The organism is Nocardia sp. NPDC055321 (assembly GCF_053645575.1).
Genome location: NZ_JBSHMS010000007.1, coordinates 38,744 through 64,901, shown reverse-complemented (window position 1 = coordinate 64,901; position 26,158 = coordinate 38,744). Strand labels below are relative to the sequence as shown.

The 26,158-nt window shown below is 70.5% G+C and carries 24 protein-coding genes; 10 read left to right on the top strand and 14 right to left on the bottom strand.

Features of this window, described 5'->3' with window-relative positions; translation table 11 throughout:
* Positions 1-92: 92 nt before the first annotated feature.
* Both ACWIGI_RS13295 and ACWIGI_RS13290 read left to right on the top strand, forming a co-directional pair.
* Positions 93-1,568, top strand: coding sequence for a flavin-containing monooxygenase (locus ACWIGI_RS13295; RefSeq protein WP_454202633.1), 1,476 nt, complete (start codon positions 93-95; stop codon positions 1,566-1,568).
* Between the two features lie 7 nt (positions 1,569-1,575).
* Positions 1,576-2,505, top strand: a complete 930-nt coding sequence (locus tag ACWIGI_RS13290; RefSeq protein WP_454202632.1) for an alpha/beta hydrolase — start codon at positions 1,576-1,578, stop codon at positions 2,503-2,505.
* Positions 2,506-2,533: 28 nt separating this feature from the next.
* On the opposite strand, the gene ACWIGI_RS13285 is transcribed toward ACWIGI_RS13290, so the two are convergent.
* The 7 genes from ACWIGI_RS13285 to ACWIGI_RS13255 form a co-directional block, all read right to left on the bottom strand.
* Entirely contained in the window at positions 2,534-2,821 is a 288-nt protein-coding gene (locus ACWIGI_RS13285; RefSeq protein WP_454202631.1) for a chorismate mutase, read from the bottom strand.
* 31 nt (positions 2,822-2,852) lie between these two features.
* Positions 2,853-3,422 (bottom strand): TetR/AcrR family transcriptional regulator, encoded by a 570-nt coding sequence (locus tag ACWIGI_RS13280; protein WP_454202630.1) that lies wholly within the window; start codon positions 3,420-3,422, stop codon positions 2,853-2,855.
* Between the two features lie 91 nt (positions 3,423-3,513).
* Positions 3,514-4,749 (bottom strand): cytochrome P450, encoded by a 1,236-nt coding sequence (locus tag ACWIGI_RS13275; RefSeq protein ID WP_454202629.1) that lies wholly within the window; start codon positions 4,747-4,749, stop codon positions 3,514-3,516.
* A 61-nt stretch (positions 4,750-4,810) separates the two neighbouring features.
* Positions 4,811-5,944 (bottom strand): BTAD domain-containing putative transcriptional regulator, encoded by a 1,134-nt coding sequence (locus tag ACWIGI_RS13270; RefSeq protein WP_454202628.1) that lies wholly within the window; start codon positions 5,942-5,944, stop codon positions 4,811-4,813.
* A 133-nt stretch (positions 5,945-6,077) separates the two neighbouring features.
* Entirely contained in the window at positions 6,078-6,212 is a 135-nt protein-coding gene (locus ACWIGI_RS13265) for a hypothetical protein (RefSeq protein WP_454202627.1), read from the bottom strand.
* Positions 6,209-8,176: a glycosyltransferase family 39 protein gene (locus ACWIGI_RS13260; RefSeq protein ID WP_454202626.1), complete on the bottom strand. Its 1,968-nt coding sequence runs from the start codon at positions 8,174-8,176 to the stop codon at positions 6,209-6,211. Before ACWIGI_RS13260 ends, ACWIGI_RS13265 begins: the two co-directional genes overlap by 4 nt.
* Before the next feature lie 133 nt (positions 8,177-8,309).
* On the bottom strand, positions 8,310-9,293 hold the full coding sequence (locus tag ACWIGI_RS13255) for a hypothetical protein (RefSeq protein ID WP_454202625.1): 984 nt from the start codon (positions 9,291-9,293) through the stop codon (positions 8,310-8,312).
* A gap of 156 nt (positions 9,294-9,449) precedes the next feature.
* Between ACWIGI_RS13255 and ACWIGI_RS13250 the strand changes: the two genes are divergently transcribed.
* Positions 9,450-9,887, top strand: coding sequence for an SgcJ/EcaC family oxidoreductase (locus ACWIGI_RS13250; RefSeq protein WP_454202624.1), 438 nt, complete (start codon positions 9,450-9,452; stop codon positions 9,885-9,887).
* Positions 9,888-10,064: 177 nt separating this feature from the next.
* On the opposite strand, the gene ACWIGI_RS13245 is transcribed toward ACWIGI_RS13250, so the two are convergent.
* From ACWIGI_RS13245 to ACWIGI_RS13230, 4 genes are all read right to left on the bottom strand, one after another.
* Positions 10,065-12,803, bottom strand: coding sequence for an ATP-dependent RNA helicase (locus ACWIGI_RS13245; protein ID WP_454202623.1), 2,739 nt, complete (start codon positions 12,801-12,803; stop codon positions 10,065-10,067).
* Positions 12,804-13,197: 394 nt separating this feature from the next.
* Positions 13,198-13,776, bottom strand: a complete 579-nt coding sequence (locus ACWIGI_RS13240) for a DUF6636 domain-containing protein (protein WP_454202622.1) — start codon at positions 13,774-13,776, stop codon at positions 13,198-13,200.
* A gap of 160 nt (positions 13,777-13,936) precedes the next feature.
* Positions 13,937-14,713, bottom strand: a complete 777-nt coding sequence (locus ACWIGI_RS13235; RefSeq protein ID WP_454202621.1) for a helix-turn-helix domain-containing protein — start codon at positions 14,711-14,713, stop codon at positions 13,937-13,939.
* A gap of 68 nt (positions 14,714-14,781) precedes the next feature.
* Entirely contained in the window at positions 14,782-15,456 is a 675-nt protein-coding gene (locus ACWIGI_RS13230; protein WP_454202620.1) for a hypothetical protein, read from the bottom strand.
* A gap of 227 nt (positions 15,457-15,683) precedes the next feature.
* On the opposite strand from ACWIGI_RS13230, the gene ACWIGI_RS13225 reads away from it, so the two are divergent.
* Both ACWIGI_RS13225 and ACWIGI_RS13220 read left to right on the top strand, forming a co-directional pair.
* A complete protein-coding gene (locus ACWIGI_RS13225; protein ID WP_454202619.1) occupies positions 15,684-16,100 on the top strand; it encodes an NYN domain-containing protein in 417 nt (138 codons plus the stop codon).
* 246 nt (positions 16,101-16,346) lie between these two features.
* Positions 16,347-17,876 (top strand): MDR family MFS transporter, encoded by a 1,530-nt coding sequence (locus tag ACWIGI_RS13220; protein ID WP_454202618.1) that lies wholly within the window; start codon positions 16,347-16,349, stop codon positions 17,874-17,876.
* Positions 17,877-17,886: 10 nt separating this feature from the next.
* Here the strand turns inward: ACWIGI_RS13220 and ACWIGI_RS13215 are convergent, their stop codons facing one another.
* Positions 17,887-19,389: an amidase gene (locus ACWIGI_RS13215; RefSeq protein ID WP_454202617.1), complete on the bottom strand. Its 1,503-nt coding sequence runs from the start codon at positions 19,387-19,389 to the stop codon at positions 17,887-17,889.
* Positions 19,390-19,485: 96 nt separating this feature from the next.
* Here ACWIGI_RS13215 and ACWIGI_RS13210 point away from each other — a divergent pair, with 96 nt between their 5' ends.
* From ACWIGI_RS13210 to ACWIGI_RS13190, 5 genes are all read left to right on the top strand, one after another.
* A complete protein-coding gene (locus ACWIGI_RS13210; RefSeq protein ID WP_454202616.1) occupies positions 19,486-20,142 on the top strand; it encodes a TetR/AcrR family transcriptional regulator in 657 nt (218 codons plus the stop codon).
* A 72-nt stretch (positions 20,143-20,214) separates the two neighbouring features.
* Positions 20,215-20,799: a hypothetical protein gene (locus tag ACWIGI_RS13205; RefSeq protein ID WP_454202615.1), complete on the top strand. Its 585-nt coding sequence runs from the start codon at positions 20,215-20,217 to the stop codon at positions 20,797-20,799.
* Between the two features lie 135 nt (positions 20,800-20,934).
* On the top strand, positions 20,935-21,864 hold the full coding sequence (locus ACWIGI_RS13200; protein WP_454202614.1) for a glycoside hydrolase: 930 nt from the start codon (positions 20,935-20,937) through the stop codon (positions 21,862-21,864).
* A 136-nt stretch (positions 21,865-22,000) separates the two neighbouring features.
* Complete coding sequence (locus ACWIGI_RS13195; protein ID WP_454202613.1) at positions 22,001-23,221, top strand: acyl-CoA dehydrogenase family protein; 1,221 nt, start codon at positions 22,001-22,003, stop codon at positions 23,219-23,221.
* A 293-nt stretch (positions 23,222-23,514) separates the two neighbouring features.
* The gene (locus ACWIGI_RS13190; protein WP_454202612.1) at positions 23,515-23,844 is read left to right on the top strand and encodes a plasmid stabilization protein; all 330 of its coding nucleotides are present in this window, start codon (positions 23,515-23,517) and stop codon (positions 23,842-23,844) included.
* 39 nt (positions 23,845-23,883) lie between these two features.
* Here ACWIGI_RS13190 and ACWIGI_RS13185 read toward each other — a convergent pair whose 3' ends face one another.
* Both ACWIGI_RS13185 and ACWIGI_RS13180 read right to left on the bottom strand, forming a co-directional pair.
* The gene (locus ACWIGI_RS13185) at positions 23,884-25,230 is read right to left on the bottom strand and encodes a lipase family protein (protein ID WP_454202611.1); all 1,347 of its coding nucleotides are present in this window, start codon (positions 25,228-25,230) and stop codon (positions 23,884-23,886) included.
* A gap of 307 nt (positions 25,231-25,537) precedes the next feature.
* On the bottom strand, positions 25,538-26,059 hold the full coding sequence (locus ACWIGI_RS13180) for a hypothetical protein (protein ID WP_454202610.1): 522 nt from the start codon (positions 26,057-26,059) through the stop codon (positions 25,538-25,540).
* Positions 26,060-26,158: the final 99 nt, after the last annotated feature.

Genomic DNA, 26,158 nt, shown 5'->3' with positions numbered 1-26,158 from the left:
GCTTTACACTGCGTCTAACGAATGACGGAATGTCTACCGATATTCCGGAAAACCCTCCCGCGACCCGGGACGCGAATCTAGGCTGCCCATCCATGAACGAAGCGCCGCACGAGCCGCGGATAGCCGTCATCGGCGCGGGCATCTCCGGTATCTGCATGGGAGTCGCGCTGCGACGCAACGGTTTCCAGAACTTCACCCTGTACGAGAAGGCCGACGGCTTCGGCGGCACCTGGCGCGCGAACACCTATCCCGGCCTCACCTGCGACGTGCCCTCGCGGTACTACCAGTTCACCTTCGCCATGAATCCGGACTGGTCACGCCTGTATTCTGCGGGTCCGGAGATCAGGGACTACCTCGTCGCGACCGCCTGGGCACACGGCCTGCACGAGCGCACGGTCTTCGGCGCCGAGGTGACCGGTGCGGAGTTCGCCGACGGCGGGTGGACGCTCACGACCTCCGGCGGTGCGGTCGAGCGCTTCGATTTCGTGGTGTGCGCGACGGGTTTCCTGCACCGGCCCCGGCGGCCGGACATTCCCGGGCTGGACGATTTCGCGGGCGTGCTCATGCACTCCGCGCGCTGGGATCACGGGGTCGAGCTGGCCGGCAAACGCGTCGGTGTGATCGGAACCGGCTCCACCGGAACGCAATTGGTCAGCGAACTGGCGGGCCGGGTACCCCGGGTCGTCATGTTCCAGCGCACGCCGCAGTGGATTCTGCCGACCGTCAATCGCGCCTACTCGGATCTGGCCAAACGCGTCTACCGGCGCATACCCCGGCTGGGCGTGGCCGCGTACGAGATGAATCGCGCTGTCTTCGGGCTGTTTTCCCGGGGGCTGACCCATCCCGGCCGGGTGCGGCGGCTCATTCAGTGGGTGGTGGAACGCAATCTGCGCACGGTCCGCGACGAGACGTTGCGCGCCGCGCTCACCCCCGACTACCAGGCCATGTGCAAGCGCCTCGTGGTCTCGGACCGGTTCTACGAGATCGTGCAGCGGCCGGACGTGGATCTGGTGACCGACGGGATCGACCACGTCGAGGGCGCGGGGGTGGTCACCGCCGACGGCGCCCTGCACGAACTCGATATCCTGGTACTGGCAACGGGTTTCGACTCGCACGCCTTCATGCGGCCGATGGCGATCACCGGTTCGTCCGGTCGCACCCTGGACGCGGCCTGGGCCGACGGTCCGCGCGGGTTCGAGGGCGTCATGCTGCCGGACTTCCCGAATCTGTTCATGCTCATCGGCCCGCACAGCCCCTTCGCCAACCATCCGCTCACCGCGGTGGCCGAGGCGCAGTCCGCGCGCATCGTGAGCTGGCTACGGCGCTGGCGCGCACGGGAGTTCACGACCGTCGCGCCGACGGCCGCCGCCACCGACCGCTTCAACGCCCGGATGCGCGCGGCGGCGCCGAGCACGGTGTGGACCACCGGCTGCCGGAGCTGGTATCTGGGCAAGGATGGGCTGCCCGAGCTGTGGCCGTGGAGTCCGGGCGCCTATGAGAAGCTCATTCGCAGTACCCCGGATCCTGCCGATTACGTACTCGGCCCGCCGATCCCGAACGAGAAGTGAGAGCGCCGTGCCGAATTCGACCGTGCGGACCGCGCTGCTGCGCTCGACCTCCCGCCTGATCGGGCGCTGGATCTTCGGGGCCGCGCCGGACTGGGTCCGGGTGCGCCGCCGCGAGGCCGCGGCCACGCGATTCGCGCGCGCACCGCGCGGGGTACGGATCACCGCCGGCACCCTGGGTGGCCGACCGGCCGAAATCCTCACGCCCGCCGGGGCTCCGGCCGACGCGGCGGTGCTGTACCTGCACGGCGGCGGCTTCACCATGGGTAGCCCGCGGATGCTGCGCCCCATCACCGGACTGCTGGCCGAGACCATGGGCACCGTCGTGTACGCCCTGGACTATCGCCTCGCGCCCGAACACTTGTACCCGGCAGCGATCGACGACGCGACCACGGCCTACCGGGATCTGCTGGCGCGCGGTATTCCGGCCGAACGCATTGCGGTGGCGGGCGATTCGGCGGGCGGCGATCTCACGATCGAGCTCGGCCTGCGCGTGCGGGACGCGGGGCTGCCCGCTCCCGCCGTCCTGGGCTCGATCTGCCCGGTCCTGGATTTCAGCGCCGGATCGGCGGCCTTCGACTGCGATCCGTCCCGCGAGCCGCTGCTCTCCCCGCGGGTGATCGCGCAGTTCACCGACGCCTACCTCCCGGGTGTATCCCAGACCCGCCGCCGCGAGCTCTCCCCGCTGTACCGCGACATCACCGGTCTGCCGCCCATCGTGCTGCATTCGGCCACCGACGATCCGCTGGGCGGGGACGCCCGCCGCTTCGCCGAGCTGGCCGCGAAAGCCGGAGCGCCACTGCGACATAGCGAGTATCGCGGACTGTGGCACGTGTTCCACGCGCTGCCCATGCCGCAGGCGCGGGCCGCGGTGCGCGAACTCGGCGCGCTGCTGGCCGAGCAGGTATACGGCCGCAGCGGATATCGAGCGGTGAACTAGCTCGGGGCTACCGCCGGGCTGGTCGGGGCTACCGCTGGGCGGCGTGCGCGTCCAGCTCCAGCCGGATGAACGCGCCGATCATCGCGCGCCAGACCGATTCCGCCACAGCGGGTTCGAGGCCGGCGGCCACCGCGCGGCCGCGGGCCAGCTGGACGACCTGCTCCACCCGGTCGGGCGCGCGCACGGCCTGCTCGTCCTTCTTGAACGTGGCGGCGGCGCGCACGAGCTCCTGCCGATCGGCCAGCAGGCGAATCAATTCACCGTCGAGGGCATCGATACGGGTACGGACCTCGACGAGCGATTCTGGAGCAGACACGCTCCAAACTGTAGTGCCCGGGCGGCCGGGCTCAGGTCAGCACCCGGGCGACGACCGGCGCCACGAACTCCTCGAGCATGGCGCGCTCGTCGTCCGCGTCGCGGCCGGGCGCGGACAGCAGCGAGACGATCACCCGGGTCAGCCAGCGGGCCAGTCTGCCGCGCTCGGGGTCGGTGAGGCCGTTCGGGGTGAACAGCCCGCCCGCGATCGACTCGATGACGTCGGAGTCCTGGCTGATGCGCCCGGCGGGGCCCGACTCGCCGGCCCGGAACCACGCGATGAGCATGGGGTCGGCGCGCACCTCGGTCACCGCGCCGAGCATGGCGGTGATGATCCGGTCGGTCGGGTCGGCGATATCGCGCACCTGGTGCACGACCCGCGCCGCGATCCGGCGGGTTTCACGATGAACGAAGGCGAGCCGCACCGCGTGCCGGTTGTCGAAATAGCGGTACAGCGTGGCGCGCGAGCAGCCCGCCGCCTTGGCGATGTCGCCCATCCCGACCGAGGTGACGCCGCGCTCGGCGAAGAGCGCGGCGGCGGCGTCGAGTATGCGTTCGGCCGCCAGGTCGGCGCGGTCGTCGGACAGCCAGTCCCGGCTCACTTCAGATCTCTCCCCAGGTATTCGTCGATCGCGCCGAGACTACCCGCGCCGCTGCCCGCGCGCCGGTGCTCGCCGGCGCGGGGCGGCCGGATCAGGCGACCGCGCGGAAGGGCACGCTCATGGGCCAGCGCACGTAATTCCCGTTCGACCAGGTGACCTTGTCCAGGTCGACGGTGAAGTCGGGGCAGCGGGCCAGCAACTCCTCGAGGGCGATCCGCGCCTGCATACGCGCGGCCGCCGCGCCCAGGCAGTGGTGATTGCCGTGGCTGAACGTCATGATGCGCTTCGGGTTCCGGCGCACGTCGAGTTCGCCCGCGGTGGGCCCGAATTCCCGCTCGTCCCGATTGGCGGACCCGTACAGCAGCAGTACCCGGCGGCCCTCGGGAATGACGGTGCCGTGCAGTTCCACGTCGCGGGTCGCGGTGCGGGCCAGCCCCTGCACCGGCGAGGTCATGCGCAGGAACTCCTCCACCGCACCGGGAATGAGCGCGGGATCCTCGATGAGCAGGCGACGCTGGTCCGGGAAGCTGGTGAGCAGTTGCGCCGCGCCGCCGAGATTGCCGGTGGTGGTGTCGTTTCCGCCGGTGATCATGGTGAACGCGAAGCCGAGCATGGACAGCAGCCCGGCGGTGTCGCCCTCCTCGCCGAGGCCCGAGGCGAGCATGTGCGAGATGGTGTCGTCGCCCGGTTCCACGCGGCGGCGCGCGATCAATTCGGTGAAGTAGGCCATCATCTCGCCGACCGCGGTCATCACGCCCGCGCTCATGGCGGAGATGTCCCCGGCCGAAATCGCCCCGCCCACAATGGCGAAGGTCCATTCGTCGAACTTGGCGCGGTCGGCTTCGGGCACCCCGAGGTAGTGCGCGACCACCATGGTGGGCAGCGGCTTGAACAGGTCGGCGACGATATCGCCCTCGCCGGCCTCGCGCAGCCGCTCGACGCGCTCGATCACGAAGCTGCGCACCGCGGGCTCCACCGAATTCACTTGGCGCGGTGTGAATCCCGGAGAGACCCGGCGGCGGAAGTCGGTGTGGTCCGGCGGGTCCATGAAGACGAACGGGCGGACCATGCCCACGGGCGTGGTGGACAGGTCCACGTAGTCGACGGTGAGTCCGGAGGCGGAGGAGAAGGTTTCGGGGTCCCGCGCGGCGGCGTAGGTGTCCGCGTGCCGCGAGAGCACGTAGTAGTCGTCCGATTCGCGACCCTCGGGCACCGCGCGGTGCACCGGATCGTGTTCGCGCAGTGCGGAGTACATGGACCAGGGGTCGCGCCAGGTGTCCCCGGAGCGGGGTACGAAGCTGACCGGATGAGACGACACTGAACTCATGAACCGACGGTAAGACAAATACTCGAATATGTCTAGAACTCGTTTCAGTTCACCCGGGTTGTCACTCCCGCTTACTGCCCCGTACCAGGGTGAACACCATGTCGGTGTCGCCGATCCGCACCCGCGACCCGTCGGCCAGGATCATGCTGTCCACCACCCGCGCGCCATCGACGTACACGCCGTTGGAGGAGGCCAGGTCCTTGAGCACGTAGGTCAGGCCGTTGTCGACGATCAGCGCGTGATGGCGGCTGACCCGCCCGTCCGGCAGCGCGATGTCGTTGTCGGAGAGCCGGCCGATCCGGGTGACCGTCCCCGCGATCGGATACGCGTTGCCGTCGCGGTCCTTGAGGACGGCCTGCGGTTCGTGCCAGCTGCGATCGACGATGGTGGTCGCGCGAGTGGCCGACGCCGCGCCCACCGAGCGCACGCTCAGCGGATCCTGCCGGAGCATGCGCGCCTCCAGTTCGCGCAGCCGGTGACCCGGGTCGATACCGAGCTCCTCCGCCAGCGTGGAGCGCACCCGGCGCGCGGCTTCCAGCGCGTCGGACTGCCGCCCGGCCATGTAGAGCGCGGTGATCAGCTGCTCCCACAACGATTCCCGCAGCGGATGCTCGCGCACCAGCAGCGCCAGCTCCGCGATCACGGCCTCGGCGCGGCCCCGGGCGATGTCCGCCTCGGCGCGGGCCTCGATCACACCGATGCGCTCGTCGTCGAGGGCAACCGCGTAGGCGTCGGCGAAGCCGAGCCCGCGCAGGTCCGAGAGCACCGGCCCGCGCCACTGCGCCAGGGCCTCCGACAGCGCCTCGGCCGCCGGGCCGAACCGGCCCGCGGCCAGGGCGCGCAACCCGTTCTCGCGGCGGGTGCGGAACCGGAAGACATCGCAGGCGGCGTCGTCGACGACGATGCGATAGCCGGTGCCCATGTGCTGGAGCATGGTGCGGGCGTCGATACCCCCGTCCCGCAGGGGTTTGCGCAGGTTCGAGACGATCGCGTGCAGGCTGACCCGCACGTCCGGCGGCGGGGACTCCTCCCACACCGCCGCGGCCAGGGCGTCGACCGAGACCGGGCGGTTGGCGTGAATCGCCAGGTAGGCCAGGACAGCACGTTGCTTCGGACCGCCCAGCTGCTGGGGCGTCCCGTCGATGGTGAGCTGTACCGGACCCAGCACCCCCACCTGTGCGCGCACTTCGGCCATCGCCGAACTCCTCACGACAGCCCCCGTGACTCTCGATCGCCACTGTAGCCGTTTTCCGCGGCGCGCCGCCGGGCTCTGTCATCGAATCCTGTGCGGCGGGCGATCGGCCGATCGGATTCCCGGAGTGTTCGGGCTAGGCGGTGAGCTTGAATACCTCCAGATCGCCCAGGACGGTCACCGGGAAGTTGGCCCGCACCCACGCGGTGATGGCGGCGGAGTTCGACGCCGCGGCGGCCGGGCGCGCGGGACCGAGCCGCTCCCGGCTCATGGATTGCGAACCGCCCATGGCGGATTCGGGGCCTGAGGCGCTCGGACCATCCCCGCGGACGCGCCCGGACGGTTCGGCGCGGACCTGTCGATACGGTTCAGCCGGGTCGCCGCACCGCCCACACCCGATGCGCTCGCCTCGTCCGCCTCCCCGCCGTGCGCGCGGGAGTCCGCGGGACGCTGCCGAACCAGGTAGTAGCCGATCTCATTGTTCGCGACGTACCGCTGGAACTGCTCCAGGGTCGGGGCGTTGTCGCGTCCGCTGAATCCACCTACGGCCAGTAGCGCAGCGCCCGTGCGCAATTCGATGGCGCTGACGTCGGACGCGCCGACCGCCGCTGCCGCCCAGCGGGTCCCGGCCGCGGTGAGCAGATCGTCCAGCAGCGGATCGGTGGCGGGGGCCGCGCGCATCGGCCCGCGAGCGGCGCGGGGCGGACCGGCGAGCGGACTGCCGCCCGCATGCGGCTGTGCGACCGTCTCGACGGCGTAGGCAGCCGGGCCGAGCAGCCCGGTGAGCACCGCGGCGACGCCGATGACGATGCCCGCGCGCCGGAACGCGGCGGCCCCGAGCAGCGCGGCGGCGGTGAACACGGCGAGCGCGACCAGCGTCCAGCGCAGCGGGGGCAGCCAGTCCGGGGTCCGGTCCAGCAGGTGGAAGGTCCACAGGCCGGTGCCGAGCGCCATGACGGCCAGGGTGAGCCGGGCCGCGACATGGGCACGGCGCGACCACAGCAGGGTGATGCCGGCGCCGCACAGCGCGCCGATGGCCGGTGCGAGTTCGACGCTGTAGTAGGAGTGGAAGCTGCGGCTCATGTAGCTGAGCACGGCGGCGGTGACCAGCAGCCAGCCGCCCCAGAGCACGAGCGCGGCGCGCTGCCGGTCGGTGCGGGGCGCGCGCCGGGTCAGCCACAGACCCGCGACGAGCGCGAGCAGCGCGGCGGGGAACAGCCAGGAGAATTCGGTGGCGAGTTCACCGGTGAACAGGCGGCCGATGCCGGCCCGGCTACCGAAACCCTGGAAGCCACCGGCGAATTCGGCGCCCGACGGCGGGGCGGACACGGCGGGATGGCCCCCACCGTTGCCGAGGATCCGTCCGAGACCGTTGTAGTCCACGGCCAGTTCCCACAGGCTGTTGTCATCGGAGCCGCCGATGTACGGGCGCGACCCCGCGGGCCACCACGCCACCAGCGCGACGTACCACCCGGCGGACACCGCGACGGCCGCGGCGGCTGTCACCACTTTGAGCAACCGCGCACCGAGGCCGCCCGCACCGGCGACCAGCACCACCAGCGCCAGGCCGGGCAGCACCAGGAACGCCTGCATCATCTTGGTCAGGAAGCCCAGGCCCATGAGTACGCCCGCACCGGTCAGCCACCCGGTGCTCGCCGAGAACCAGTGCGCGCCTTCGGCATCGATCGCGCGCACCGTGCAGTACGCCGCGGCGACGAGCAGCAGGGTGAGCAGCGCGTCGGGGTTGTCGTAGCGAAACATCATGGCCGCCACCGGCGTCACCGCGAGGGCCAGGCCGGCCAGCAGCCCCGCGGCCGGACCGGACCACCGGCGTACCGCGAAGACCAGCAGCGCCACCGCGCCGACGCCCATGAGCGCCTGGGGCGCCAGCATGGACCAGGACCCGAAGCCGAACACCCGTCCGGACAGGCCCATCACCCACAGCGCGGCGGGCGGTTTGTCCACGGTGATCGCGTTCTGCGGATCGAGCGCGGCGAACAGCAACGCCTTCCAACTCCGGGTGCCCGACTGCACCGCGGCCGCGTAGTACTCGTTGGTCCAGCCCGCGCCGCCGAGGCCCCACAGATACAGCGCGGCGGTGCCCGCCAGCAGGGCGGCCAGCGCGGGGCGTTCCCACCGGGGCCGGCCCTCGGGGGTGGACACCCATGCCGCCCAGCGGAATTCACCGCCGATCGGCCGCACCGCCGTGTCCGCCCGCACCCCGGTCTCCGTCATGCCCACAGCCCTTCCCCGATCGCTCGGATTCGCATTCGGCCCAGTTCGACTCGCGGAGCCTAGATCCGCCGGATGTGGCGAATCTGCGGCTCCGCTGCGAGTTGGCTGTGAGTGCGACGGCGGGCGGACGGGGTCAGGGCCGGCGGGTCGGCAGGGTGAAGGCGGCGGTGCGAACGGTGTCGCCGTGCTTGAAATCCAGGAAGAGCCGGTAGGTTCCGGGACCGGGGACGACGGTGTGGAAGGTGACGTCCGGGCCGGGGGCGGTCACGCCGTCGCCGGGCTCGCCGTTCGGGTGCACGTGGATGTAGGCCAGGTCGCCCGCTCGCAGAATCACCAGGTGCCCGAACGCGGCGAGGTAGGGCTGCAGATCGGTCACCGGCTCACCGCCCTTGCGTACGGTCAGGGTGAGCAGTTCCCCCTGACCGGGAACGAGGTCGCCGTCCAGGGTGACGGTGTAATCGTCCACGACGGCAAGGCGATTGGGCTCGGGCACCGGCTGCGGATCGTAGTCGCCGGCGACGGCGAAATCGGCGCCCAGGGTGATGGTCCGGCCCAGCTCGCGGGGTTGGACGTCGGTGAAGGCGCGGTAGGCGCCCGCCTCGGGGAGGGTGAGCCGCACGCCCCAGGTGCCGTCGATGTCGAGCGTGGGATGCACGTGCCAGAAGCGAGTGAGTTCGCGGCGGACGACGATGAGATGCAGTTCGCGATCGTGGATGGCGGCATAGTCGGTGACGGGATGCCCGTCGGGACCGAGGATCCGGAAGCGGAGGTCGAATTCGCCCGGCCGCGTGATGGTTTCGGCCAGTTCGAGCGTGTAGCCGTCCTGGGTGATCTGCAGGCCGCCGGGCAGCCCGCCGCCGTGGGCGGCGTGGGCGTCGTGGCCCGGAGCGGTGTGCGCGGCGTGGTCGCCGTGCGTCGCGTGACCCGCGTGCCCGGCGTGCGGATCGCCGGCGGCCGGAACATTGTGCGCTGCATGGGCGTCGTGATTACCGGCGGTATGCACGCCGTGGGCGGCATGTGTGCCGTGCGCGCCATGGGCTGCATGGGCGTCGTGAGCGGCATGGGCGTCGTGAGCGGCGGGGGCCTGAGTGTGGGCGGCGTGTTCGTGGGTGGTCATTGTCTCGGCCTCTCTCGACGTTCTCGGTGTTCCTACGAAGAGAAAGGTAATACCCCCTGGGGGTATATGCAAGCGCGGTCGCGGTGACCCGGATCACCCACATCCCAACGCCCGAATCCTTGACCTCAACCTAAGTTGAGCTAACAGGATCTACTCATGAGCACCGCACCCGTCATCGAAGACACCGGCGTCGACCACACGGCCGATATCGCCGCCATCGAGCAGATCATCGCCAACGCCCAGACCGCGTTCAACGGCAACGACGCCGAGCTGCTCACGGCCGATTTCGCGGCGAACGCCGCGGTGGGCAATGCCGTCGGCCGCGTCATGCACGGCGTCGACACGGTGCGCGAGGCGTCCCGCGCCGGGTTCGCAGGCTTCCTGAAGGACGAGTACGCCCGCTACGACGTCGCCGACATCACCTTCGTACGAACGGATCTGGCGCTCGCGCACAAACTCGCCTACGAGACCACCCCGGCCGGCGAACTCCTGCACCCCGAGCCCGCCATGGTGGCGCTGTACGTCCTGGTCAAGGAGAACGGCCGCTGGTGGACCGTGGCACGCCAGAACACCCTGATCCCTCGGGCCGAATGACCCGAGTCGCGCCCCGCCGAGCCCGTACACCCCTCGGCGGGGCGTGAGAAACTCACCGAGCCCGCGGCCCGCGCCGTTGCGGGCTCGACTCGTTCCCGTGAAGGGGAATCGACTCCGCGCCGAGTCGGGGCGCGGGCACGGAATCGGCACACCGGGCGCCGAACGACGGTGCCGGGCTCAGGAATTGGCGCGGCGGGCGGTGCCGCGGTGGGCGGAGACCGTCGACGGATCCTCGGGCCAGGCGTGTTTGGGGTAGCGGCCGCGCAACTCCGCGCGGACCTGTGGCCAGCCGGTGCGCCAGAACGAGGACAGGTCCGCGGTGACGGCGATGGGGCGCTGCGCCGGTGAGAGCAGGTGCAGCAGGATCGGCACCCGGCCGTCGGCCAGGCGCGGGGGCTCGGCCCAGCCGAAGATCTCCTGCACCTTGACCGCGAGCACCGGCACGTCGCCGGTGTAGTCGAGCCGAATCTTGCTGCCGGAGGGCACTTCCAGGCGCTCGGGCGCGAGCTCGTCGAATCGCGCCGCCGCGGGCCAGGGCAGCAGTCGCCGCAGCGCATGCCCCGCGTCGATCCGTTCCAGATCCGCGCGGCGGGTGGCGGTGGCCAGCTCGGGTCCGAGCCAGCTCTCCGTATCGGCCAGCAGCGCAGCGTCTTCCACATCCGGCCACGGCGCACCCAGCGTGCGGTGCAGGAATTCCAGCCGCCGGCGCAGGCCGATCGCGTCGGCGTTCCACCGCAGCAGGCCGAGCCCGCCGCTCGCCAGCCCACGGCGCAGCGCGGCCGTCACCAGCTCGCGATTCGGATCTCGTAATGTCTTCTCCGACAACACAATCGCGCCCAGCCGCCGCACGGATCGCGCCACCACGTCACCGCCGAACCAGTCCACCTCGTCCCGCGTCAACAGCAGGGTGGGCGCGGCCCGCCGCGCCGTCTCCACGTCGGTCGCCGCCGCCAGCCGGATCCGCCCCTCGGCGCGCCCCGGGTCGCGCGTGGCGCCCGCCACCGCCAGCCACTCCGCGTCCCCCATCCCGGACCCCGGCGGCAGCACGACCGCCGTACCGCCCGCCATCAGGTAGCTCGCGGACCCAGCGGCACGCCGCCGCGCCAGCCGTTCCGGATAGGCCAGCGCCACAACGAAAGCCGGGTCGTCGCCGCGCATCGACCGGTTTTCCCGGGCCGAACGGTCGTCGACCAGGCGGGTCAAACGGCCGACCTCGCGCTGCCAGCGTGACGGCGGATCGGCGCGCAGGGCCCGGATTCCCGCGGCCAGATCGACAGTGGGCGCGAGGGTGTCGTCGTCGAGCAGCGCCACCACTTCGGCCGCCGCGCGGGCACCGACCTCGGGGGCGCCGTCGAGCAGTGCGCGGGCCAGCCGCGGGTGCAGGCCGAGGGCGGCCATGTCGCGTCCGCGCGGGGTCACCGCTCCCCAGTCGCGCCTGGGGTCGGCGTTTGCACCGACGGGAATGGTCGCCGGATGGGCCGGGCGGGGTGCGAGTGTCGTGCCCGACGGCCCCGCCTCGCCCACCGCTTCGCCACCTTGTCGAACCGCAGCACCGCGATGCCGCGACCGGCCAGGCGTCGAATCACGTTCTCCGGCATCGGCATCGGCATCGGCATCGGCATCGGCATCGGCATCGGCATCGAGGGAATCATCCTCCTCGAGTGCCAGGGCGCCCGTCCGATCCGGGCCCGCGGCGTCCGCCGCCGGTTCGACCGCGCCGAGGGCGCGCAGTGTCTCGTGCCCCACGGTCAGTGCCCCGACCGGCGGCGCGTCCCACCAGGGCAGACCGGTGCCGTCCGGGGTGCCCCAGCAGGCCAGTTCGAGGGCCAGGCGGGTGAGGTCGGCGGTGCGGATCTCGGGGTCCGGATAGGCGGGCAGGGTGGCGTGTTCGTACTCGGGCCAGCAGCGCCAGGCGCGGCCCGGGGCTTCGCGACCGGCGCGACCGGCGCGCTGTTCGGCGACCGCGGCCGAAACCCGCACGGTGGCAAGGCCGGAGAGCCCGCGCCGGTGATCGACGCGCGGCACCCGGGCCAGTCCGGAGTCCACGACCGCGCGCACCCCGGGCACGGTGAGGCTGGATTCGGCTACGGCCGTGGACAATACGACCCGCCGCCGCGCACCGGGGCGCAACGCCGCGTCCTGCGCACCCGCCGCCAGCCGCCCGTGCAGCGGGACGACATCGATATCACCGAGCCCGGTGAGCAGCCCGGCCGTCCGCCGGATCTCCGCCGCGCCGGGCAGGAACACCAGCACGTCCCCGTCCCCACCGGCCAGCGCGGCCCGGGTGGCCCGCGCCACCTGCGCCTCGATCCGCTCCTTCGGCAGGGCCGGAACATACTCCAGCCCAACCGGATACGCCCGCCCGCGCACCTCGATGACCGGCGCGGGCCCGCCGTCCCCGCCCAGCAGATTCGCCAATCGGTCCGCCGCGACGGTCGCCGAGGTGGCCAGCACCCGCAGGTCCGGTCGCAGTCCGGCCCGCGCGTCCAGCAGCAACGCCAGCAGCAGATCCGCGTCCAGATGCCGCTCGTGACATTCGTCCAGCACCACGGTCCCGATCCCCGCGAGCTCCGGATCCCCCTGCAACCGCCGCACCAGCAGCCCCGAGGTGACGACCTCCACCCGGGTCCGCGCCGACACCCGCCGGTCCCCGCGCACCGAGTACCCGACGCTCTCCCCCACCGGCTCTCCCAGCAGCGCGGCCATACGCGCCGCCGCGGCCCGAGCCGCCAGCCGCCGCGGCTCGGCGACCACGACCCGCCCGTCCGTGCCCGCCGCCAGCGCCAACGGCACCAGCGTGGTCTTCCCGGTCCCCGGCGGCGCGACCAGCACGCCGACCCCCGAGTCCCGCAGGGTCCCGACGATCTCGTCCAGCGCGCCCCGCACCGGCAGTTCAGGCAGTTCAGGCAGTTTCATCCCCACCAGTCTCCAACCCCGCCCGCACCCCGGCGCTCCCAGCCCATCGGCCACTCCCCGGACGATCGATGGGCATGCCCGATTTGAGCCCGTGGGGCGATCGCCGACAGTATGGTCCCGCCCAACCCCGGCGGACCGCACGCGCCGCCCTGCCCGATCGTCGTCCAGCCCATGCGCCCGAGCCCCGACCCGCCGACATCGGCGCACGTGGGTCTCTCGAAACCCCAGCGGGCGCTCGGGCGCCGACCGCGTCCGACACCGAACGCCGCGCCTGCTCGAACTCGGCCCCGCGCACGCGACGTTGTGCGGGTCGGTCCCGCCGCCCCACACCGTCGCGTCAACGGCGGCGCACCCCGCCGACCGAACGAGGTGCGCCGAACCGTACCCGCGGCGGTCAGAACAGGGACTGGGCCTCGGCGGCTACCTTGAAGCCGCGCCCGGCGGTGTCGCAGCGCACGCCGGACTCGCTCGACGTGCAGGCCGTGCCGCGCACGATGATCGTCTGGCCGTAGCCGAGTACCTTGCCGCCGCCCTTGTTCGTGCCGTCGGTCGGGCTGCCCACGAACATGCCCTGGCTCAGGCAGCGGAAGCGGGGGGAGCCGTTGAAGATCTCGGCGGCGACCTTCTTGTTCTCGGCGTATCCGCAGCCGGGCAGTTCGGCGGGTACCGAACTGACCTGGGCGAGTTGGCATCCCACGCCGATCCCGCCGGTGTCGAGGAAGCCGCACATGATGTTCCCGCTGGGCGACTGGAAGTAGTACTGCTCGCCCTGCGCGTAGTCGCGGGCGTCCACGGTCGCGTCGTCGCGGGTCGGCAGCGTGGTCGCGACCGCCGTTCCCGGCGCGCCGGGCGCCGTCGCGACGGTGGTGGGGGCGGTTCCGCCCGGCGCCCCGGCGGGCACCTGGTCATCCTCGCACCCGGTGATCCCTGCGGCCGCCGCGACGATGGCCAGGGCTATGACTACTGCTCGCATCTGCTTCTCCCGTATTCGTTTCCACCCCGACGAACACTGATGTTCACTGATGACATCCGACGGCTCGGGGGCGTTCGTTAGCAACGGGTATGCCCCCGAAAATGGGGGCGGCGACGGCCCGATACCGGCGGAGCGGGCTTCCGGCGGTATCGAACCCCCACTACCAGGCGAAGATGCCCGGCAGCGTCTCGTGCAGATGCGGGAAATCCTCGTCGTTGCGGATGGTCAGGCTGAACATCTCGATATCGCGCCACGGATGCGCCCACCGCAGCGAATCCATCTGGAAGTAGATGTCCTCACCCTCCGGCGAGCGCACGATGACGGTGTCGTCGTCATAGGTCGCCGGCGGCATGGCGGTGTCCCACATGCGATCGAAGAGCGGGTTCGACCGGCAGGCTTCGCGAATCGTGGCGATCTGCGCCTCCGGCACGATGCCGAGGGAGTTCTCCTTGAGGATGTAGACGAGCCGGTGCACGATGGTGCCCCAGTTCACCAGCATCTCGCGGGCGCGCGGATCGGTCATCATCTGCACGATGACGTTGACCGGCTGCTCGGGTGTGCCCAGCGCCGGATCCAGCCACGGGAACATGTCGATCGCCATGGCGTTGGCGCCCAGGACGTAGTACTCGGGCACCCGGTGCAGGAACGCCGGCCCGGGCATCCGGTTCATGAGATTGAGCTCGGCGGCGGTGACCGGTTCCAGGGCCCCCGCCGCGACCGAGAGGTCCTCGCCCATGACGATCGACCACACCTTGCGGCGCTTGTACCGGGGCAACCCGAGCGCGGTGCACCAGGAGCGCACGGTGGCGACCGTCGGCACCCGCTGCCCGTTCTCGTACTTCTCGAACCCTGAGCTCGACATGAACAATCGGGCGGCCACCTGCGCCTGTGTCAGTCCCTGCTCGAGCCGCTGACGCTGCATGTAGCTGCCCAGCATCTTATGTTCACTTCCGCCGGAATCGGCCGGAACGGCTCGCATCGCGTTCCCCTGTTCTTTCTCTCGTATCAGCTTTGAATACGTTGGCGCGCAATGGAACACGAGTCCTCTGCCAGCCCGTGGGCCAGCTCCAGCACGGCATCGGCCGTTGCGGCCAGCCGCAGCGCGTCCGCGTCCGGACTCGCCACCCGCAGCGCCTCGCGCACCGCGGATCGAATCAGCAGCGCCGCTTCGACCAGGGTGTCGGCATGGGTCGCCAGGCGCATGCGTGAAATCTCTTGCGACCCTTCGACGGTGTCGTACTGTCTCGGCACGACCCGCACGATCTGCTCGGCCAGCGCATCGGCTCGAATCAGCAGGATATCGAGATCGTCCCAAACCCGTCGCCGATCGACGGCGGTGGGATCGGGCGGACTGATCTGATCCGATTCACGCACGATGCGGCGGGCCAGCGCGAGGAAGGCTTCTATCTCTCGCAGCCGCAGGGTACCCGGTAGCTCGTCGACGAGGCTGGGATCGAGCTCCCACACCCCGGCGACGGTCCGGCTGTGCCGCAGCAGGGAGGCGAGTAGGTCGACGACCCGATGCCCTTCTCCCGCAACGGGTCCCACGGTCAAACGAATCGCCATCCGGCGTTCGATGGCAACACAGAGCGCCGCACAGTCCCGCTGCGTGCCGCTCGCGCCAGCCATCATGCGCGCCAGCGTGCCATGCGCGGATATACGACGACTAAAGCCCAACACGGGGGTGAGGATACGCGTACACGCGCGCACGCCAAGTGAGCACCAAGACGTGGTGCCGTTTGGTCTGATTCTGCAGCACCCGGGCTCGATCCACAGCACGGGGTACCCACCCAAGTTGGGCGGGCACGAAAATTTGACACATCATCGAATCACATGGCGCCACAGGCCGATCCCGACACCGGCCCCGCGCCGGCGAATCCCGCTACCCGACAGCGCACACTGTCCGCATGACGAACGGGCACGCGCTGATCGTGGTGGACGCCGCGAACGTGGTCGGCTCCCGGCCCGACGGGTGGTGGCGCGATCGCGCGGGCGCCGCGCGCCGCCTGCTGACCAGGCTCGCGGAGTACGCGCGGGACGAACCCGCGGCCATCACGGTGGTTCTGGAGGGCGCGGCCAAGGCGGCCGCCGATGCCGCGGGCCCGGCGATCACGGTCATCGCCGCTCCTGCCTCCGGCGACGACGCCATCGTCGAGGCGGTCGCCGCGGCCCGCGCCGCCGGCCGATCGGTCACCGTGGTGACAGCGGACCGGGGATTGCGCGAGCGCGTAGCCGAACTCGGTGCGCGCACCGCGGGACCGAGCTGGCTGCTGGACCGCATCGAGTCCACCGCACCCGGACCGGATACCTCGCCGGCGCCGTGACCTGGGCCACCTTTCGAATCTCACCGTGACCAGAAAGCGCTGGTGAGCATGGGATTCCGAGTGTGCTGAAGATCAGCTGACGCGGAAAATCGAGTGAATTCTGTCGGTGTGACCCGGAATACTCGGGCACATCCGATTAGTTGAGCGAACAGTTCCCGTCTCATTCTGTGTGACGCCGGAACGACAGCTCGCTCGTTCTCGGGTCACCTGTCGCCCTCGCTCACGAACAGCCCCGGAGGTACCCGCATGCCCGCCGAATTATCCGTCCCAGCGACCAGCGGGCGGACTCCCACGGTCATCCGGGTGCTCTCGCTCGCCACCTTCGTGGTCATCCTGAACGAGACCATCATGGTCAACGCGATTCCGCGCCTCATGGACGACCTGCACGTCACCGAGCGCTCGGCGCAATGGGTTTCGACCGCGTTCATGCTCACCATGGCGGCCGTCATCCCGGCCACCGGCTGGTTCCTGCAGCGGGTCACCACCCGCCGCGCCTACTCGATCGCCATGGGCGTCTTCCTGTTCGGCACCACGCTGTCCGCGATCGCGCCCACCTTCGCGATCCTGCTGGTGGGCCGCGTCATTCAGGCGGGCGGCACCGCGGTGATGATGCCGCTGCTGATGACCACGCTGATGACGGTCGTGCACGAGAGCGATCGCGGGCGGGTCATGGGCAATGTCACCCTGGCCATCTCGGTCGCGCCGGCCATGGGCCCGGTCATCTCCGGCCTGGTGCTGCAGATCGGTTCGTGGCGCTGGCTGTTCGTGCTCATGCTGCCCATCGCGGGCGTGGTGACCTGGCTCGGGCTGCGGCAGCTGGAGAACATCGGGGAACCGCAGACCGGCGCGCTCGACGTGTCGAGCGTGGCGTTCGCGGCCCTGGGCTTCGGCTCGCTCGTGTACGGCCTGAGCAAGTTCAGCCCCGACGATGTCACCGCTCCCGCGCTGACGGTGCTGGCGGGCGTGGCGCTCATCGTGATCTTCGGTGTCCGCCAGGTGCGCCTGCAGCGCAAGGGCGCTCCGCTGCTGGACCTGCGCGTCCTGCTGGTCGGCACCTACGCCAAGGCGCTGACCCTGATGGCGATCGCGTTCCTGGCCATGCTCGGCTCGATGATCCTGCTGCCGCTGTACCTGCAGAACCTGCGCGGTTTGAGCCCGCTCGAGACCGGTCTGCTGATCATGCCCGGCGGTCTGGCCATGGGCCTGCTCGGACCGACCGTCGGCCGGATCTTCGACCGCTTCGGCGGGCGTGTGCTGGTGATCCCGGGCGCCATCGGAATCACCGCCGCGCTGGCCGGTTTCACGCAGATCTCCGCGTCCATGCCGTACTGGCAGCTGCTGGGTCTGCATGTGCTGCTGATGATCTCGCTGGCCGCGTCGTTCACCCCGGTCTTCACCCTCGGCCTGGGCGCGCTGCCGCCGCAGCTGTACTCGCACGGCAGCTCGATGCTGGGCACGCTGCAGCAGGTCGCGGCCGCGCTGGGCACCGCCCTGGTGGTGACCGTGATGTCCGCGCGCAGTACGTCGTTGATCGAGGACGGCGCGGACCCGGTGTCCGCGCAGCTGGACGGCATGCGCCTGGCGTTCGGCGTCTCGGCCGCGCTGTCGCTGCTGGTGATCGTGGCCGCGATCCTGCTGCCCAATCGCTCGGCCGATCCGGAGCACGGCCACGGCGCCGAGTCGGACGTCCCCGGTGACGACGCCGAATCGGTCGCCGGCGGGGCCGAGGCGATCACCGCCGAGGCGGCCGTCGCCCCGATGCTGGTCAAGGACTGAGTCGGCGAACCTATTTCGAGAACGCGCGGCCGGGGTCGTCGGGGGTCTTCCCGAACCACGGTCGCGCGTTCTCGATTTCGGCGGCCAGCTGCAGCAGCAGATACTCGCTGCTCGGCGGGCCGACGAACTGCACGCCGAGCGGCAGGCCGGATTCGGTCCAGTGGGTGGGCACGCTCATGGCGGGCCGCCCGGTGATGTTGGCGAGCTGGGTGAACGGCACCGCCGACAGGCTCGCGGTCACGAGGTCGATGTAGAAGTCGATGCGGGACAGGATCTTTCCCGCGCCCAGGCGCAGCAGCGGCGGCAGCACCGTCTCGGCGATGACGGGCGTGCGGTTCTGTCCGATGAGCAGCGGCGGCTCGGCCAGCGTCGGGGTGAGCAACAGGTCGTAGGTGCCGTGGAATTCGCCGAGCGCGCGGGTGTAGTCGTTCCAGCGCGCGTGCGAGGCGATGAGGTCGGGGGCCGGAACGGAACGGCCGACCGCGGCCAGCACCTGGGTGTCGATATCGAAATCGGCCGGGGACGCACCGCTCACCGCGCACGCGTGCTGGAGTTCGGCCGCGGCCAGTGCCGTCCACACCTTCATGAAATCCAGGGCGAGCTGGTTGCCGTCGATGGCCGGGGCCGCCGGTTCCACGGTGTGCCCGAGCTCCTCCAGCAGCCGCGCCGCGTCCTGTACCGCCCGCACCGCTTCGGCGTCCACCGGTGTGCCCATGGGGGATTCGTGGGTGAACCCGATGCGCAGCCGGCGCGCCGGCTCGGACACCGCGGTGCGGAACGGGTTGTCCGGGCGGGCGACCGCGAACGCCGCGCCCGGGTCGGGGGCGCTCAGGATGTCGAGCATGACCGCGGTGTCGCGCACGCTGCGCGAGAGCACGCCCTCCGATACCGCGCCGAAGAGCGGGTCGACGTAGTTGGGGCCGCTCGACACCAGCCCGCGTCCCGGCTTGAGTCCGAACAGGCCGGTGCAGGCGGCCGGAATGCGGATCGAACCGCCGCCGTCGCTGGCCCCGGCCACCGGCACGATGCCCGCGGCCACGGCCGCCGCCGACCCCCCGGAGGATCCGCCGGGTGTGCGCCGGGGATCCCAGGGATTGCGGGTGGCGCCGAAGGTTCGCGTCTCGGTGATGGCCTTGCTGCCGAATTCCGGGGTCGTGGTCTTGCCGAAGACGACGAGGCCGGCGTCGAGCCAGCGCTCGACGGCCAGGCTGTGCCGGGTCGCGCGCACCGAGCGCAGCGGGCCGGTGCCCGCGGAGGTCGGATATCCGGCGTAGTCCTGGACCAGGTCCTTGAGCAGGAACGGCACCCCGGCCAGCGGTCCCGATCCGGTGGGCCGCTCGGCGAGTTCGGCGCCGACCTCTGCCATCAGCAGGCTGATCACGTTGAGCGCCGGGTCGACCTCGGCGCAGCGGTCCAGCGCGGCGCGCAGCAGCTCGGCGGGGCGCACCTCACCCTTGGCGACCAGTTCCGCCAGGCCGACCGCGTCGTAGGAGCGGTATTCGTCGAACCTCATTGCTTCTTCTCCTCGTACAACCGGGGGGCGGGGCGCACTGAGAAGAATAGCCGTACCGACCGGTTACGTAACCGATTGGAACGGTAAAATTTCCGCATGGGCGAAGCGGATAGGCTGCCGCGTGATGAGCGAGATGACGCGCCGGTGAGCGGCAAGAAGGTCGACGGCCGGGCACTGCGGTTCCGGCACCGCCGCCCCGAGCTGCTCGCGGCCGCCACGGAGTACGTCCTCGACCACGGCATAGGCGATCTGTCCCTGCGTCCGGCGGCACAGGCCCTCGGTGTCAGCCATGCCACCCTGATCCGACATTTCGCCACCAAGGATGCTCTCGTCGCCGAGGTTCTGGAGCACATTCGGGACGACTTCGAACAGCGCCTGCTGGCCGGGGAGATCCGCGACATCGACTCGCCCGCCGATCGGCTGCGCGCGGCCTGGCGGCACCTGTGCCGTCCGCGCGAGCAGCGGCAGTTTCTGGTCCTGTTCGAGCTCGTGGCCACCGCGGCGCGCACCCCGAATCGCCCGGCGGCCCGGCTGGTGACCGACTGGCTCACCGTCATCGAACGCGAACTCGCGCGGCTGGACTGGCCGGCCGAGAGCACCTCGCGCACCGCGACATTCATCCTGGCGCAGGTGCGCGGGCTCCAGCTCGATCTCATCACCACCGGCGACACCGAGCGGGTGAACGAGGCGTTCGAGGCGACGGTCGAATTGCTGACCGCGGCCATGCCCGGGCGAACCCCGAGAGACCCCTAGTACCCGGGTATCAGCGGAAAACAGTTCCCCGGTTCGACGCCGGTCAGGGGTCCGAATTCCTACCGTTGACATATGCACACAAGCGAATTCGAGTCCCCCGCCCGCACCGTCTCGACCCGGAACCGGCGGCCCGTGTGGCTGCGCGGCGCGGCCGCGGTCATCGCCGCCACCGCCGCGGTGAGCTTCGCGGGCACGGCCGTGGTCGCCGCCGCGCCCGCGCCCGGCGCCGAGTGTCTCTGGGCGGGAACCGGTTACGCCCCGGGCACGGGGGTCGTCGCCGGTGGTTCCGCCTACACCTGCTCCTCGGATGGACACGGCGCGCCGGAGTGGGTGCGCGGCGCGGCGGTCGGCGGGCCGAGCACCGTGGCCAATCCCGGGGCGCGCACCAGGCCCGCCGGGTCGTTCAGCGCCGGCGCGGTACAGCCGGGCTCGGAGTACACCGACTACTGCGTGGGCGCGCAGCTGATCGACGGCGGGGAACAGCAGTACCGGGTGGTCGCGCGGAACGGCACGCTCTACTGGCAGGCCGCCGGGCCGATCGCGCAGTGGGCCTTCGACCCCGGCACGGGTCCCGCGCACACCACCCGGTCGGCGAGCCTGTGCCCGCAGGACCCGGTGACCTGGACGGACAGCCCGGTGCTCTGGCCGCAGAACTGACCTGCGGCCCTATCCGCGCCCGAGTGCGCCACCCCCGGGATCTCGGTCCGTGACGTATGGAGTGTCGCGCGCCGTTCGCAGGCGCATCGCCAGCCATGATGACAAGCGATGTTGCCAGCGAGACGGAGGTGACTGATGGGGTTCATGAGTCGGCGCACACTCTTGGCGTCCGCGGTGGGTCTGCCCGCCCTGTTCGCGCTGGGGTCCACCGCCGTGTCGACCGCGCAGGCGCCCTCGCGCCGGTACACCATGACGGCGTTCACCAACGACAGCGAGACCGATCTCTACGTCTACGAGTCGAACGACGCCATGACCTTCGAGCTGGTGAAAGCGCGGGCCTACACCCCGCCGACCGGATTGATGCGCGACCCGTGCATGTTCCGGCACACCGACGGCGTCTACTACCTCGCGTACACCACCGCCTGGGACGGGCACACGATCGGATTCGCGCGCAGCACGGACCGGGTGACGTGGGCGCACCTGTACGACTACGAGTTCACCCTGCCCGGCGTGACCTCCGCGTGGGCCCCGGAGTGGCTCATCGACGGCGAGGGGCGCATCCACGTCATGGTGTCGCTGTCGGACGGGTATCGCTTCACGCCCAACCTGATGACCACCACCGACCCGTCCTCCCCGACCGCGTGGACCGAGCCGACGCCGATGATCGGGCTGTGCCCCGAGCCCGGCGACGACACCTCGTACGGGTACATCGACACCACCGTGGCCCGAATCGGCAAGCGCTACTACGCCTTCACGAAGAACGAGACGACCAAGCTCATCGAGCTCGCGACCGCCGACGCCCCGGTCGGGCCGTATACCTTTGTCGCCAAAGAGGATTGGGCCGGATGGGGAACGCCGCGCGAGGGGCAGTCGGTCACCAGGCTGCCGAACGGGGGCTGGCGCATGTTCTTCGACTCCTACATCGACGGGACCTATCTCTACAGCGACAGCTACGACAATTTCCAGACCTGGAGTAGGCCGCGCGAACTGCCGGGGCTCTCGGGCACCATCCGGCACGTCACCGTGCTGGCCGAGGCGAGCCCCGGGGTTCCGCCCGCGCCCTGAGCCCGGTAGGTCGATGGCACCGCCGCGGATTCGGGCCGAGCCGACCGGGCGCGGCGGGCTCCGCACGGCCGGACAATCTAGAACGTGTTCTATATTCGGGGAGACAGTTCCGGCGATCCCCTCGGGAGTTCAGCGCATGTACCAGTGGTCCGACGAAGACCTGATGTTCCGCGACGCTCTGCGCGGCTTCATCGACAAGGAGGTCCGCCCGCACGTCGACCAGCTGGAGAGCGGCGCGCTGCCGCCGTTCGACATCATCCGCAAGCTGTACGCGACCTTCGGCCTGGACGAGATGGCCCGCGAGGGGCTGGAGAAGGCGCTCGCGCGCGAGGAGGCGGGCACCACCGGCAAGGGCGGCAGCGGGTTCAGCGGGTCGGGCAGCATGGGGGTCATCCTCAACAGCGAACTGGCCGGCATCAGCCTGGGGCTGGTGGCCTCGATGGGCGTGAGCCTCGGGCTGACCGTCGGCACGATCCGCAGCCGCGGCACCCTCGCGCAGAAGAAGCGCTGGCTGCCCGAGCTGGTGACCATGGCCAAGGTCGGCGCGTGGGCGATCACCGAACCCGACTCGGGCTCGGACGCTTTCGGCGGCATGAAGTCCTACGTGCGCCGCGACGGCGCGGACTACATCCTGAACGGGCAGAAGACCTTCATCACCAACGGCCCGCACGCGGACGTGACCGTGGTCTACGCCAAGCTCGACGAGGGCGACGGCGTCGACAAGCGCGACCGCAAGGTGCTCACCTTCGTGCTGGACCGGGGTATGGAGGGCTTCACCCAGAGCGCCCCGTTCAAGAAGATGGGCATGAACTCCTCCCCCACCGGCGAGCTGTTCTTCGACAACGTCCGCATCACCCCGGACCGCTTGCTCGGCGAGACCGAGAATCCGGCCAAGGGCGATGGAAAGGACAGTGCCAAGGAGTCTTTCGCGGCCGAGCGGATCGGGATCGCGTCCCTGGCGCTGGGCATCATCAACGAATGCCACCGGCTCAGTGTGGATTACGCGAAGTCCCGCAAGCTCTGGGGTAAGGAGATCGCGCAGTTCCAGCTCATCCAGCTCAAGCTGGCCGAGATGGAGATCGCACGAATCAACGTGCAGAACATGGTGTTCAACGCGATCGAGCGGACCGCGGCGGGCAAGCCGGTCTCGCTCGCCGAGGCCTCCGCCATGAAGCTGTACTCCTCGCGCGCGGCCACCGAGGTCGCCATGGAGGCGGTGCAGCTGTTCGGCGGGAACGGGTACATGGCCGAGTACAAGGTGGAACAGCTCGCGCGCGACGCCAAGTCGCTGATGATCTACGCGGGCAGCAACGAAATCCAGGTCACGCATATCGCGAAGGGGCTGCTCGCGCGGTAGCGCCGCAGTGGGCCGCGCGTGCCCCCGGCCGACGCGCGGCCGGGGAGGCGCGCTGTCAGATCGGCCGTCGGCCCGATGCGCTCGAATCGGCCGGGCCGCGAGCCGCACCGCCGAGGACGAGCCGCCCGAAGCTCAGGAATGCCCGCACATCGGCGGCCGCGCGGACCGTGTTTGCGTACCCGAGCCCGGGGTATCGCGCCGGTGAACCCATGTACGGGCGGCGGACTACGTCGTGCGAACGGCGGCCGCGGGACCCACGCGTGGGCGAGCCGATGCGATGCGGGAGGTTCGAGATGCCGGAGGAATGGACCGACAAGCAGGAACGCCAGTACGAGCACATTCGTGATTCCGCCGAGGATCGCGGGACGAGCGAGAAGCGCGCGAAGGAGATCGCCGCGCGCACGGTCAACAAGAACCGGGCCCGGGCCGGGCAGACGAAGACGGCCAGCCGGACGTCCCTGGAGGGCAAGTCGCCGCAGCAGCGTGGCGGGCAGCGATCCGGGACGCGCGGGCCCAAGGGGTTGACCAGGGACCAGCTGTACAACGAGGCCAAGCAGCGCAACATCAAGGGGCGCTCGACGATGACCAAGGCGCAGCTGTCCAAGGCGCTCGGCAAGGGCTGATCCGCGTCGGTCGGGACGCGGATCAGCCCTGTCACCCGATCAGCGAGCGCCGATGGGCTGTCCCAGGAACGCGGCGAGTTCGCCGCCGACGATCGACACCCATTCGCCCCAGGTGCCGGGGTCCAGGGCCATCGAGCCGACGTCCGTCAGCTGACAACCGCTGGCGACGGGCTTGCCGGCGAAGCGGTCGCGCATCCACATCATCGCACTGGGCAGGGCGATCGCCTCCAGGCTGAGGTGTTCGCTGGCGTGGTCGCGGGTGTAGGTGATGTTCGCGTCCGGATCCTGGCAGTAGGTGCCGTAGAGCGTGTTCACCGGGCCGACCGGGACCAGCCAGTCCATGTTCGCCTGGTACAGGAAGACCGGCATGTCGGGCACCGACCTACCCATGCGGGTGCGCTCGAGCACCGCCTGGGCGGCGGGTGCGAGCAGCGGATCGCCGGGGGTCGTGAAGAGCCCCTTGATGTTCATGAACGGCAGGCTCGCGGCCTGGTAGGTCACGCAGAGCCGATCCTTGGCGGCGAGCAGGAACTGGCCGAGCGGGTTGGTGTTCTCGCGCAGGAAGGCCGCGAATTCCGGTTCCTCGTGCGCCAATCCGATGATGCCCGCCAGCACCAGGCCCGAGGCCGCGTTGTTGTTGGCCAGATCCACGAGCGCGCCGAGATCGGCGTCGGTGCCGCCGGAGGTCGCGCCGACGATATTCAGTTCCGGCGCATAGGTTTTGCGTAGTTCCGCGGCCCACATGGTGGGGACCGAGCCGCCGGAGTAGCCCATCATGCCGACCTGCGTCGCCGTGCCGTCCAGGCCGAGCGGGCCGAAGTTCTCGGCGGCCCGGATGCCGTCCAGGGCGATGCGCCCGGCCAGCGGGCCGTGGGCGAAGGCCGCGTTGGGGCCCTGGTGGTCGGGAACCACCACCGCCCAGCCCTGCTGGAGCGCGACCTGGACCTCCAGGAAGGCGATGGAGGCGACCGCCTGGCCGGTGACGAAGCCCGGGACCGCCCACTGCTGGATCGCGTAGGAGGAGGCGCAGTACTGGCCCGTCGAGTCCTCGGCCATGTGGTAGGACAGCAGGTTTCGCGTTCCGCGCGGTACCTCGCCGCGCGGCTTCAGCAGGGTCGCGACCGCGCCGATGGGCTGGTCACGGCTGTCGTTGGAGCGGTACGAGACCTGCCAGGCGTCGACGTTGAGCGGGAGCACGTTGTAGGTCGCCACGTTGACCTGGCGGGCGGACAGGATCTCACCGGGGGCCGCGGCCGCGAGCACGTCGGCGGGCGGGCGGTAGAAGGGGTCGAACTCCGGAATCACCGGGGTGCTCAGGAAGGGCGGGGCGGGCTGCACGACGCCGTCGTACGGCGCGGCGCCGGCGGGCGGGACCGCCGTCGTCATCGTCGCCGCGAGCAGCAGGAGAACGAGCGCCGGCCACCCCCGCGATCTCGTTGCGTTCCCCCGCGGTCGCCTGTTCCATGCGGCCATATCGCGTACACCCCAGCATCATTGTTGGACACGAGCATCTAAGATGTGGGGCACATTACCCAGCGGGCCGGATGGCGCACAAGTCACAGAAGGTCGTGGCCGGGAATGTGACTGTCGCGCATGAAAAATGGGGTGCCCCATACGGGACACCCCATTTCGGGTTGCCTTGATTCGGCGATCGGGCAGCTCGGCGTTCAGCCTCGCCCGTCCGCCACGCGGGTCAGAACGCGGGCACGTCGCTGGTGCTGGCGTTGCCGCCGACCGACGGCTTCAGCGTGATCTCCCAGTCGGAGTCGGCGTCGAAGGAGTCGTCGAACTTCTGGAAGTCCTGGTCGCGCGTGAAGCCGAGTGCGGCCTGGTCCCAGTCGGTTCCGGTCTTCAGGTACACGTAGTAGGTACCGGCGATGCCCGAGAGGGTGGCCTTGGAGTTGCCCTGCACGTAGATCGTGGCCTGCGGCGACGACGGGCTCCCGGTCGTCACCACGATGGCGTAGTCCTTGCTGTTGCCGTTGTCGATCTCCAGCGTGCCGGACCCGTTGAGCCCGGCCTGCTGCACGATCTCCCCGTTCCCCGCGCGCCGGTTCTGCAGCGGCGCGGCCGGCGCCGTGGACTTCGCGGAGGTCGAGGTGGCGCCCGCCTTGGTGGTTGTCGACTTGGCCGAGGTCGTGTCCGACCCGTTGCACCCCGCCACCAGCACCGCGACGACCGCGACGGCACCAACGAGCCAGCTTCTCTTGGACACTGTCTTCCCCACCTTCGAACTCGCAGCGCCGGACCGGCGCTCACGCTCACTTCTCACGCGCAAATAGCTACCACAGCTTCCCGACAAGTCCGCCGTTCC